The sequence below is a fragment of the Pseudomonas sp. COW5 genome (assembly GCF_026240005.1).
Lineage (GTDB): Bacteria > Pseudomonadota > Gammaproteobacteria > Pseudomonadales > Pseudomonadaceae > Aquipseudomonas > Aquipseudomonas kribbensis.
In genome coordinates this window covers 1-11,353 of sequence record NZ_JAPHVP010000001.1, presented here as the reverse complement: position 1 = coordinate 11,353, position 11,353 = coordinate 1, and the positions used below count along the sequence as shown (strand labels likewise).

8 protein-coding genes and 1 pseudogene are annotated in these 11,353 nt (G+C 55.0%); 3 read left to right on the top strand and 6 right to left on the bottom strand.

Annotated features, from left to right (window positions below):
• Positions 1-3: 3 nt before the first annotated feature.
• The gene (locus OQ248_RS00045) at positions 4-582 is read left to right on the top strand and encodes a hypothetical protein (RefSeq protein WP_119429866.1); all 579 of its coding nucleotides are present in this window, start codon (positions 4-6) and stop codon (positions 580-582) included.
• 328 nt (positions 583-910) lie between these two features.
• Here the strand turns inward: OQ248_RS00045 and OQ248_RS00040 are convergent, their stop codons facing one another.
• Entirely contained in the window at positions 911-1,732 is an 822-nt protein-coding gene (locus OQ248_RS00040) for a glycosyltransferase (protein WP_265811695.1), read from the bottom strand.
• A 243-nt stretch (positions 1,733-1,975) separates the two neighbouring features.
• Here OQ248_RS00040 and OQ248_RS00035 point away from each other — a divergent pair, with 243 nt between their 5' ends.
• On the top strand, positions 1,976-2,794 hold the full coding sequence (locus OQ248_RS00035; protein WP_265815042.1) for a VanW family protein: 819 nt from the start codon (positions 1,976-1,978) through the stop codon (positions 2,792-2,794).
• 55 nt (positions 2,795-2,849) lie between these two features.
• Positions 2,850-3,824 (top strand): tetratricopeptide repeat protein, encoded by a 975-nt coding sequence (locus OQ248_RS00030; RefSeq protein ID WP_265811694.1) that lies wholly within the window; start codon positions 2,850-2,852, stop codon positions 3,822-3,824.
• A gap of 45 nt (positions 3,825-3,869) precedes the next feature.
• Here the strand turns inward: OQ248_RS00030 and OQ248_RS00025 are convergent, their stop codons facing one another.
• The 5 genes and pseudogenes from OQ248_RS00025 to OQ248_RS00005 all read right to left on the bottom strand — a co-directional run.
• The gene (locus OQ248_RS00025; protein ID WP_265811693.1) at positions 3,870-5,117 is read right to left on the bottom strand and encodes a hypothetical protein; all 1,248 of its coding nucleotides are present in this window, start codon (positions 5,115-5,117) and stop codon (positions 3,870-3,872) included.
• A 109-nt stretch (positions 5,118-5,226) separates the two neighbouring features.
• A complete protein-coding gene (locus OQ248_RS00020; protein WP_265811692.1) occupies positions 5,227-5,619 on the bottom strand; it encodes a hypothetical protein in 393 nt (130 codons plus the stop codon).
• Complete coding sequence (locus OQ248_RS00015; protein WP_265811691.1) at positions 5,620-10,416, bottom strand: RHS repeat-associated core domain-containing protein; 4,797 nt, start codon at positions 10,414-10,416, stop codon at positions 5,620-5,622.
• Complete coding sequence (locus OQ248_RS00010; RefSeq protein WP_265811690.1) at positions 10,413-11,156, bottom strand: DUF4123 domain-containing protein; 744 nt, start codon at positions 11,154-11,156, stop codon at positions 10,413-10,415. The genes OQ248_RS00015 and OQ248_RS00010 overlap by 4 nt, the downstream gene beginning before the upstream one ends.
• Positions 11,146-11,353, bottom strand: a pseudogene (locus OQ248_RS00005) (type VI secretion system tip protein VgrG); the annotation flags it as partial. The pseudogene OQ248_RS00005 and the gene OQ248_RS00010, both read right to left, overlap by 11 nt.

The following is an 11,353-nucleotide window of genomic DNA, read 5'->3' as shown; positions in this document are numbered from 1 at the left end:
CTTATGAAGCTTCAATCACTGTCGCACGCCATTGCCCTCGCCACTGTCCTGTCCGCCTCCACGGCGTTCGCGGCCGATATTCCTTTGTCGGCGACTGTCGAGAAGGATCAGGTCACCACCAAAGTGCTGGCGGTTGATCCGGCCAATCATCAGGTTGTCCTTGAAGGCGAAGAAGGTCGCCAGGTGCATGTCCAGCTCAGCGACAAGGCAAAAAACCTCGCCAACCTCAAGGTTGGAGACAAGGTCGACATTCAGGTCACCCGTTCCGTGGCGGCTTTCCTGGACACCGACGTGGATAAAGGTCTGCCTGGCTCCACCGAGCGTACCGGCGAGCTGCGCAATGCCGTGGGCAGCAGCAACCCTGGCGGTGAAGCATTCCGTCAGATCCAGGTACAACTGAAAATCACCAGAATTGATTTGAAGAAAAACCAGGTCACCCTGGAAAACCCTTCGGGCCAGTCGAAAACCCTCAATGTCGAAAAGCCTGAAATCCAAGCCAAACTCAAAGATCTGAAAATCGGGCAGAGTGTCGTGGTCACTTACACCGATGTATTAAAAGTGACCAGTGAACATGAAAGCTGAGTATTAACTCTACAGCGTGACTGTTCTTGTACAAGTAGTGGTATGAGAACAGTCATATAAAATGAACGGATCCGATAATTCTGAAAGTTTCTCGGGAAATATCGGTGATCAATATCCGTTAACGTTTTAGTACATAAATTTCATCCTCAATTAGCACGACATATCCGCCAACTTCCATTAAAATCCTTCCCGTTCGCCCAGTGTCAGGGCTCTTTACCGGTGCATGGATTGCCAGGCCATTACACTGGGCGGACACCTCCTCCGGAGAGAGGACTAAAGAATTCGGATAAAAAAAGGGCGACTGTGAAGTCGCCCTTTTTTATTGTTCTCAGGATTTGGCAGGCCGCATGCCTTGCTGCATCTGAATACGCTTGAGTGTTTGCTGGTACATGGTGGTGCGGCGATGGTTCTTGGCATAGCCACCGGCGGCGGCCACGGTGCCGGCCTGGATGTGATCCAGGTAGCGGAAGATCGTCCGCGGCGAAAGAAGTCTTATGCCGTAACCAAGGCTGCTTAATCGATCCTGCAGTGTGTATCCCGGGACCCGGTCGTCCATCGAGAAATGCAGGCCATGGGCCTTGATCAATCGCGCATTCCACAAGGTGCAGAAGCTTTTCAGGTGGGTTTCCCGGTAGGGTTTGGGTTCCCGGGAGCGCAGGCCCAACTGCAGTTTCGCCCGCCGGAAATAGTGTTTGAAATAACGCGAAGACAAGCGCCAGGTGTCTCTTAAAACACCCCGGTCAAGCTGTTCGACACAACCGACTGCTGCTGTATCCAAAGATTGCATGCACTCTTTCATCATCATTGAAAAGACAGTGCTGTCGAAAACGAAAGTATCGGTGTGCAGTAAAAACAGGTAATCGGTTTCAACCTTTTCAAGTGCCAGATCGAGTGCCTTGCCGTGGGCAATATGCCCGGCTTCTTTGCAAGGGGAAGGGCGCTCGATCAAGTTGATCCAGTCCAGAGAGCGCAAGTAAGCCAGGCTTTCGTCGGCAGAATCGTTGTCCACCACCCACACCGGAATCTGCTGTTCCTTGACGTATTCCTGAAGAAACTCCAGGCACATCCGGGTTATTTCCGGGGTTTTGTAATTGACCAATACAAGACTGAACGCGGGCTGTTGTGCCGAGGGGAAATCAAACTCTCTCATGGACTGGGCTCACATCGAAATGAATGGCTTTGTGTGCGGCGAACAACGCTCGCACCCGCTGCTTTGTGGCCCGGATGGTAGGGACGCAACCTTAGTTGAAGCTTAATTTCGAAACGCTCGGCGTCGGCCGACTTGTAACGGCTTGCAACGCCTGCGCGAGCAGCGCACACGGCGATATTCCACGGTAAGATGCGCCGCCCTTTTCAGATCAAGGAAGACAACGGCCCGCGCCGTTCGCCACGGATGAAACCACTTTCCCTCTACCACCCGGCCCTCTACTGGCTGCGCGTGTGGCAAAAAAGACTGTTCCGCCACATCGCCTGGCACTGCTCGAGCAAACGCTACGCACGGCCTGCCGCGACGCCTGAGCGCTTGCCGTATCGCTACCTCAAACACACCTCAAAACTGATCCGCAAACTCGGCGACTCCGACCTGGCGCTGCAACACAACAAAGTCATCAACCTCAAACTCGCCGTCGCCGCCATCGACGGCGTCACCATCGCCCCCGGCGAATATTTCTCCTTCTGCCGCCTCGTCGGCCGCCCGACCCGCAAACGCGGCTACGTCGAAGGCATGGAACTGTCCTTCGGCCAGGCCCGCACCGGCATCGGCGGCGGCATCTGCCAACTCAGCAACCTCATCCACTGGATGGCCATTCACTCACCCCTGGTCGTCATCGAACGCGCCAACCACAGCTTCGACCCCTTCCCGGACGACGGCCGCGTCCTGCCATTCGGCTCCGGCGCAGCGATCTTCTACAACTACATCGACCTGGTGCTGCACAACCCGACGGATCGGTGCTTTCAGCTGAAGTTGAAGGTCGGGGAGACGCAGTTGGAGGGGGAGTTGTTGTGTGATCGGGAACGGGCGTATCGGTATCACGTGTTTGAGTTGGGGCATCGGTTTGTGCGGCAGGGGGAGCGGGTGTTTCGGGAGAATGAGATTTGGCGGGAGGTGCGGGAGAAGGGGCAGGTGGGGGCGTTGGTGGAGAGGGAGAGGTTGTATGGGAATCGGGTGGTGGTTAAGTATGAAGTTGAGGAAGGGGTTTTTGAGATGACGTAAATCTATTGGCTGGTTGTTGTTTTTTTCAATTTTATCGATTCACAAGGACGTTTCAATGAACCGCTGTTTCAAGACTTTCATCCCGGCCGGTGTGGCGCTTTTTACTCTGTTCAGCACAGGCAACACATGGGCACAGGAACCGCGAGCGCTGTACGACGCGATGAAGGGCGGGGTCTGTTCGCCTAACTCGGAGCGCTTGCACGAAGACGCGGTAAAGGGTGACCTGCAAGCACAACTGGAATTCGGCAAAGCCATTCAGCAGAACCTTTGCGGGGTGGTAGAGCAATTCTCGCCCGGCATGCCTGAGGAGTGGTTTCGCAAACCCGCAGAACAGGGCAATGCCGAGGCACAAGCCGAACTCGCCCACGAACTGAGTTCGGACTGGAGTGTAGAAGGTGAAGACGCCGGGGTTTACTGGAGTCTGAAAGCTGCGGAGCAGGGCAATGCGAAAGCGCAATTCCATCTGGCGCAGATTTATCATCGTGGTGGCCGCTCGATAAAAAATCTCAAGGATATGGACAAGGCTATGGCCTACTACAACCAGTCCGCCGAGGGCGGTTATCCCGATGCCTACATGCTATTGGCGATGATCTACCAAGAAGGGGATGGGGTTCCACAGGATGACGTAGCGGCAGCCAAATGGTTCCGTAAGTTCGCCGAGACGGGGAATGCTTCCGGGCAGTTTGATTTTGCAGAAGTCCTGGCTGAAGGACGTGGTGTCGAAAAGGATGAAGCCAGTGCCTTCGATTGGTTTGGCAAGTCGGCGGCTCAGGGAAATGAATACGCCCAGTATGAAATGGCTCGGATGTTCGAACAGGGCCGTGGAGCGAAGCGCAATGAACGCGAGGCTGCCAGTCTCTATCGCAAGGCGGCCGATGCCGGATATGGCAAAGCCCAATTGGCGTTGGGGAATATGTACGCGCAGGGCAGAGGTGGATTGACCAAGAGCAAAACCAAGGCGAAATTCTGGATGCTCAAGGCAGTTGAACGCTCGGCTCCAGGGGCAGAGGAGGCGTTAAACAGCCTTTGAAGTGGTAAGCGACAAGGGGCGACTGGGGGCGCCCCTTGTTAGTCATCAGACTTCCTGTTTCCAGGCTGAGAGTGTTATTACGGTGCCTTCTTTTTCCTTGTTGCGTATTTCCACTTTGTAGGTCGCGCCACCGATATAACCTTCGACCAGTGCTTTTTTGTCATTGCCGCTGATCTCGGCGTCTTTGGCTTGCAGCTTGTAGAAGTCCAGTACGCTTGCGTAGTCGGTATAGGTACGCAGGATCACTTCGAACTCATGTTGAGGCCGGCCAGCCATCTCATCCCAGTCACCCTCCATGGGCGTGCCTTCCATGCCGGGTGTCGTGAATTCGCCATGTGCTCCGGCTCCGATCAAGTGAGCCCGTTGAGGAAGCATCGAGAGCATGGGTTTGGGGAAGTCTGCGGGAAGTTGCGAGGTGGTCCACGCCCCTTTTTCCGGATCTGTAGAAACATATTCGACAGTCGCAATTTTCTGCGCACTGGCCCGTGTTTCCGGGTCATCACTTTCGGCGCGGATGGCCAGCATGGGCGGTAACTGTTTGCTCCAAGTTACAAGAGAAGCGGCATCATCTTTTTTCGAGCCTTTGGGCTGGAAAATAGTCAACACCGTGTCCGGCAGATCATTGCAGGTCAACGCTTCTTCTCGGGATTTTACTGTGCAGTGTCCGTTTACCAGTCCGACCGCAACCAGCTGACCCTTTTCATCCAGCAGCAATGCAGCCCGCTCGAGGCCGTTGTTCCCGTCGTTCATCGCCGTGATCATGGTTTTTCCGGCAGGAACTCCTTCGTCAAAAGATGAAAGTTCTGAATCCAGTGATTCGAGAACCTGTTGCACGATCATTGTGTTGTCGTTTGTATAGCTGCCCGTTGAATAACCGAGGAAATCAACTAATGCGGAACGGATCGCCGGATCATCGTTGAGTTTCGGGAGGCTTGGCGAAGAGGGATCATTTGTCAGTAGTAAAGCAACTGTACCGTCGGAACGGTTCTCTGAACGTAGAGACAGGGCAGTTGCGTTAACTGAAAAAAACAGTGCGAGAAATAGGATTAGGGGGCGTGTTAGATTTATCAAAAGACAGTCCTTTGTGGTGGTTAAACCCGGGTTGATGTTTAGTGTTATTGGTGTAACGAAAAATAAGTCTGTCCCCGTTTTTTGTCCAAGCCGGCTCCAGTCATCAGCGCTGAACTTTCCCAGAACTCCTTTGGCTACCTGCTCTGTAATGTATTCATTCCAGTTGGAATCTTCGCTTTGTCCCAGCCAGTAGTTGTATTCATCGAAGGCCTTACTATTCATGAATGTGACTTAATTTTAATAGGAGGCGGCATGGGGGCTAAATAGTGAAAAGGGGACAGTCCCCTTTTGGTCCTTTTGATCTTTGGTCCCGTCCTCTTTTGGGTTTGGTTTATATGTTGGTTAGGTAGAAGCTGAGGTCGTTGGTTGAGAGTTCTATAAAGGTTGGTAGCATTAAGTTTTGATTGTCGCCTTCTAATGATAAGAATATGACGGAGTTTCCAAGCTTTAGCACGCCGCATCCGTCTTCAGTAATTGAGGTTAGCTCCCCGGTTATGTAAGTTGCATCGGGTTTTGAGCGGATTGATGGGGTGGTTTCCTCTGAAATAATTATGTTTTTATTCCAAGAGAAATCATCGCCAATGTCCATTTCGATGTCATAGGACTGGTTTTCATTTGCCTCCAGAACTTTGAGGTTTGAAAAGCCTTTTCCATAGGGGCTTGAAAATTCAATATATATACTATCGGTGAGAGTTTTAATTATGCGTAATATAGTGATTTTCATCTATTTGGTTCCTAGGGGGACGCGAATTACTGTGTTGTCAACGTTCATGACGTTGTTAACTACGTCAAGAGTCCAAGTTTCTTCGTGGTAATGGTGCTTGTTTGGTTTGCTATTCATTTCATGAGCACCATAGCGAATACTTCGCTTACCATCGGCAGATACAATCCTATCGTTATCAGGCAATCCTGTTCTTGGGTGGGTATTTGTATAGGGGCCTTCACCTAGGAAATCCTCCCATCGCTTAACTGCATCCTGCGGTTTAACCGGTTTGCTTCCATAGACCTCATTATGGTAACCCTGACCAGGAGGTGATACCGGTGCGGGTGGAGTAGTAGGTTCCGCACCGTGAACGTTGCTTTTAGAAGCACTATCTGGTTTACCGCTTGGTGATGATTTTGTCTCTGAGTCTGGGCAATTACTGCTTAATCCCAACGGATCCACCCACCCCGTAGGGTTAGGCACGTACTGGTAGTTATTCAACCCACCCGCAAGCTTGATCGGATCCGGAGTCAGAAAACGTCCAGTCCCCGGATTGTAGTAGCGATGCCGGTTGTAGTGTAGGCCCGTCTCCGCATCGAAATACTGTCCCTGGAATCGCAACGGATTATCGATTTCGCTGACATCCAGCGCCGCGAGGTTGCCGTAGGCGCGGTACTTCGCGGACCACATGATCTCGCCACTGTAGTCAGTGAGTTCCTGCGGTGTGCCCAGATGATCGAGTTGGTAGTAAAACGGCGTTGCCTTGCGCGGGCCTTCGCCGTCGAGCATGGCCAGCGGGCGGAAGCTGCCGGGTTCGTAGATGTAGGTGCGGTAACGGTTTTCACCGCTTTCGGCGATCAGGCGTTCGCCTTGCCACAAGAACTCGGTGGTGTGGCCGTCGACGGTTTTCTCGATTCGGCGACCAAAGGCGTCGTATTTGTAGGATGCAGTGCTGCCGCCTGGCAGGCTGGCGCCAATCAAGCGATGCTGGCAGTCGTAGCGGTATTCGGTGACGAGTTTCTGTCCGGTGCCACGGCGTTCGCGGATCAGGTTGCCATAAGCGTCGTAATCGTAATGGCGGTCGCCTTGCATCATCAGGCGGTTGCCTTTGACGTTGGCAAGGTTGGCTGTGCCTTCGTTGTTCTGGCCGAGCAGGTTGCCGGCCGGGTCGTGGGCGAAGGTTTCCGGTGTCGCGCCACGTACGCTGGTCAATCGGTCCAGCGGGTCGTAGTGGAAGCTGCGGTTGCCCTTGCGGCTGTCGTCGATGCCGGCGAGGTTACCGTTGGCGTCGTAGTTGTAGCGACGCTGGAACAGGTTTTTCTCGCGTTGGCTGACGCTGTGCGCTTGCAGGCGGCCTTGTTCGTCGTACTGATATTGGCTGAGCAACAGGCCCTGCTGGCGTTGCTGTTCGCGACCGGCGCTGAATTGGTGGCTGGTCAGGCGTGAGCCGTTGAGGTCGATGCTGCTCAGGCGCCCGCCGGACAAATGGCGGTAGTCGAGTGTGCTGCCGTCGGGGAGGCGGCAGTGACTCAGTTGTCCGACGCTGTCGTATTCGTAGCGCGTGGTGCCCCAGCCCTGATGCTCGGTGATCAGGCGATCCTGCACGTCATATTCGTAGGCAAGCGGCCAGTGACCATCGTCGACATTCACCAGACGGCCCAGAGCGTCGTAGCTGTAGTGAATCTCTTCGCCATCGGCGAGGGTTTTCACCAGCAGTCGTCCGGCAGCGTCACGCTGATACTCGGTAACCAGTTCGCTGCCGTCGTCGCCAAATTCGGTTTTCTTCAGTAATTGCCCGTTGAGGTCGTATTCGTACGCGGTGCGGCGGCCGTCGAAACCGGTTTCCTGCTGGATCAGGCCGTTCGAGTAGTAGTCGAGTTTGTAATGCTCGCCGCGTTCGTTTTCGATTTCAGTGAGCAGCAGGCCCGCGTTGTCGTAGCGATAGCGTAAGTGGCTGCCGTCGGGGTTGATGCGGCGGCTGACCAGATGCAGGTTGTCGGCGTATTCGTAACGGGTAATGCGGCCGAGCTCGTCGCGTTCGGCGGTGACGCGGCCGTAGGGGTTGTAGGTGAAGGCCCGGGTGGCGCCGCCGGGGAGGGTGACCTGGGTCAGGCGGTCGACGGCATCCCATTGATAATGGGTGATGGCGCCGAATTCGTCCTGCCGGGTGATCTGGCGTCCGAGTGCGTCGTAGCGATACTTGCGTTGACCACCGTCCGGAAGGCGCTCCTCCAGCAATTGACCGAGATTGTTCCAGCCCAGTTGATGGCGGCTGCCATCAGGGTGACGAATTTCCAGCAGGCGGCCCTGACGGTCGTAGTTGTAGTGGGTTTCGTTGCCCTGCGGGTCGATTTGCTGGGTGATGTCGCCTTGTTGATTGCGGTCGTATTGCCAACGGGCCTTGCCACGTTTGACTTCAATCAGTTGGCCGTCGAAATAATTGTAGTGGGTCGGTTCTTCTTCCGGCGGGATGACAGCCATCAATCGTCCGGCATCGCTGTATTGATACTCGGTGATGGCCCCCATTGGATCTTTTACAGCAACCAGACGTCCGTCATCGTCATAGGCATTTTGCGTTTCTGCACCATCGGCAGCGGTTTCGCTGATCAGGCGTGCATTTTCGTCGTGCACATAAACCTGTTCACTACCATCGGCGTTGTGGACCGTTACCGTGCCTTTGTCGTCCCACTCGTAGCGAGCTTCCAGTTGGGAATAGTTGGCCCAATGACGCACGCAGCGGGAGAGCTTGCCTTCACGTTCCCATTCCCAGAAGAAAATGGCGCCACCGGCCAGTTGCCGCTCAAGAATGACGTGCTGATCGTTATAGCGGTAATGCTCGGTTTCGCCTGCAGCGTTGGATGCCGAGACCAATTGATTGCGAGCGTTGTAGCGATAGGTGACGAGGGTCTGAATGGTCAGCCACGGGTCCTGGCGCTCACCGCGCTCGTCATACTCGGAACGCTGTTGTTGCTGGTCCACGGCAACGATATGGCGGTCGTCGTAGCGCAGCAGAAATGAACGTCCTGCACCGTTATCGATGCGCTGGATTCGACCGACCAGGTCATAACTGATGTGCACCTGGTTTCCGTACGCGTCACTGATCGTCGTCAGGCGGTCTGCGCGGAAATGATAAAAGCGCGGTTTTGCCCCTGCTTGTGTGAGGATCAGTTCACCCGGTGCCTCGCCCAGAAAGATGGCTGCTTGAGCCAGACTGTTGGTGATGGCCGGCCGTTGTTCGGTCGGCATCGGGAAGCGGGTCTGACGGTTTTCGTTGTCAGTCCACAGCACGCCCTCATCGTTGATTTGCAGACGATGGGACAGGGAATGGCTCCAGCCATGGCCGAGACGTCCATCGATTTCAACCGCGCTGCTGCGGTAGAGGCGCGTCCATTCAATCGGCAGCAGACCACCCAATACACCGTCAGTGAGCGTCAGCAATTCCTCGCCGGTAACCATCGAAACTGGTTCACCGTTGGTGCAGGTTTTATCGGCGCACTGAGCGGGTTTATCGGCCGGGTTTTTCGATTGATCGGGTGCGTTGTCGACCTTCTCCTGTTGTTGGGCACGGGTGCTGTTCTCTTTCTTGCCGCGTGCATGAACCTGAGCATCTGTCTCCACGGCCCCACCCGAGACGGGCGGCTTTTTCTTCGGTGGTGTGGCGGTTTCTGCGGGTTTTGGAGGCGCGATTTCGATACTTGCCTTCCGCGCCTGATTGAGTGGCGAGTTGCCGTTGAGCATCAAGGGCTTTGCGCTATCGGCGTGGCCTGTCGCATTCTTTTTGCTGATTTTCATCAGCATCGAGGTGAAGTCTTCGATCAACTTCATGACCTTGCCGCTGTTTCTTGCGGCATTCAGGCCTTTGGTGCCGATACGGACGGCAAGACCGATCCCGCCCGTCAAGACGATACCGATCAGGATGTTCAGCAGCACTTCCGTGGTCAGCTCCGCCAAGACCTCAGTGCAGGTCTGCGGAGGCAGCATCTTGACCCACGCGACGATCGCCGCGACGTAGATCCACATGAGTGGTTCGTCACTGGCGATCAGCAGTGCTGTTTGGATGGCTTCTTTCGAAGCGTTATAGATCTTCTTTATCTGTTCTTCGGTGAAGAATTTTTTGAGCTTCTCGTAGTTTTCCCGAGGATGCGCAACCAGGTCGTAGAGGCTCTTGATGTCCCCCCACAGCCCCATGATTGCCTTGAGGAATCCCTTCCAGGCCGACTCCAGCTGTTGCAATGCCCTTCCACCCATGGATGCATTGGTATGCGCTTGCCAGAGCGGAAGAAAGTCGGTGGTCCACTCGGTTTGCAGCCAGCCGCTCAAATCCCCGATCACGCCTTGATAGGAGTTGAACAGGCTGTCGATCTGAGCTTTGGTGGGGTTGGGGAAGAAAGTGATTTCGTATTGTTGGTGCGGTTTGAGGCCTGTGACCTCCAGAATTCCGCTGGGTCCGATTTTGACGTTGATCGCTTGACCGACTTCGTTCTTGCCGTAGAGCTTTCCATCTTCCACCGGCACCAGTCGCACCGGCGTATTGCCGATAGGGACAAAACGCGCAGATTCGAAACTGTGGACCAGCTTCAGTTTGCCGTTGGCAGGGCAGTTGGCATAAAGGGTATTGGCCTTTTTACTGTCCTTGTCTGCGGTGCCGACTTCGTCACCGACCTTGAACTGCTGCTCTGCATCCAGAATGCCGCCATACCAGGCTTCGGCATGCTCGCGATAATCCTTCAGGCACTTCTTGAAATCGCTGATGATGGCCTGAGCATCAGGCTGCTTTGCATTGAGATTGGCAACAATCTCACCCATCAAAATGCTCATACAGCCACCTCACTTTCCAGATGGGCCTTCAGCAGGCCAGTAAAATTTTCTTCCGTGAGCGGCGTGCGTTTTACGAAGCGCGCCACTTTCTTTTGCAGGTTCGATTCCGGGAACGAGAAGTACAGGTCGGCATGTTCTTCCTGCAGCCACTGCATCATGTTGCCGATCACGGTCGACGGGTTTTCGGCCATCAAGCTGTCCAGCAAATCTTTCGGCACCTCCCACCACGGCCAATCCCTCACCTTCGGCACCACCCTCGGTCCGACTTCCAGGCTCCGCCCATTGATCAGATACCGCTCAAACACCGGCAGCACCTCCCCGGCTGTCTCACCCAGCCCTTCAAGAATCGGATAGATATGCCGCCCATCCCAGAACCGGAAAAACACCTCGGTCCCGTCCGGCATCTTCACCTGGGTCAGGCTGCGCAGGTGTTCGAAGACTTCGTTGGGTTCGGAGCGGGAGACCGCCAGCCAGCCCCAGTCGAGGGCGTCGGTTTCGGTGATCCAGGGCAAGAAGGCGGAGTTGGCCTTGAGTTCGGCGACGTAAGGCATCACCGGTTGCCAGGTGGAGTAGGGCGTTCCGCCCCAGACGGGAATGGCCTGGACGGACGGTTCGCTCTGATACAGGGTCTTCAGCGCGTCGGCATCGCTGGCGGCGCTGACGATCAGGTACAGACGTTCGTCTTTCTGCAACGGCTGTTGTGCCAGCCAGTCCTTGGGTGTCAGTCGATTAGATGGCACAGGCACCTGCCTTACACTTTTCACACTCTTCACAAAACGGCGCATTACGCTTGAGCGTATTGATCTGCGCCGGCGTCAGCACAGCACCCGCCTTATCGGCATCGGCCTGTTTCAGCACGCCCGGCATCAACGGCGCCGCACCCGTTCCGCTCCCCGGCCCACCGCCGGAGTTGATGTTGATCGCCGGCCCGCTCATG

Excerpts from the sequence above, each read along its gene's own strand:
- OQ248_RS00035 (WP_265815042.1), top strand. The coding sequence starts at position 1,976 with ATGAAACCACTTTCCCTCTACCACCCGGCCCTCTACTGGCTGCGCGTG.
- OQ248_RS00045 (WP_119429866.1), top strand. The coding sequence starts at position 4 with ATGAAGCTTCAATCACTGTCGCACGCCATTGCCCTCGCCACTGTCCTG.
- OQ248_RS00040 (WP_265811695.1), bottom strand. The coding sequence starts at position 1,732 with ATGAGAGAGTTTGATTTCCCCTCGGCACAACAGCCCGCGTTCAGTCTT.
- OQ248_RS00020 (WP_265811692.1), bottom strand. The coding sequence starts at position 5,619 with ATGAAAATCACTATATTACGCATAATTAAAACTCTCACCGATAGTATA.
- OQ248_RS00025 (WP_265811693.1), bottom strand. The coding sequence starts at position 5,117 with ATGAATAGTAAGGCCTTCGATGAATACAACTACTGGCTGGGACAAAGC.
- OQ248_RS00030 (WP_265811694.1), top strand. The coding sequence starts at position 2,850 with ATGAACCGCTGTTTCAAGACTTTCATCCCGGCCGGTGTGGCGCTTTTT.
- OQ248_RS00015 (WP_265811691.1), bottom strand. The coding sequence starts at position 10,416 with ATGAGCATTTTGATGGGTGAGATTGTTGCCAATCTCAATGCAAAGCAG.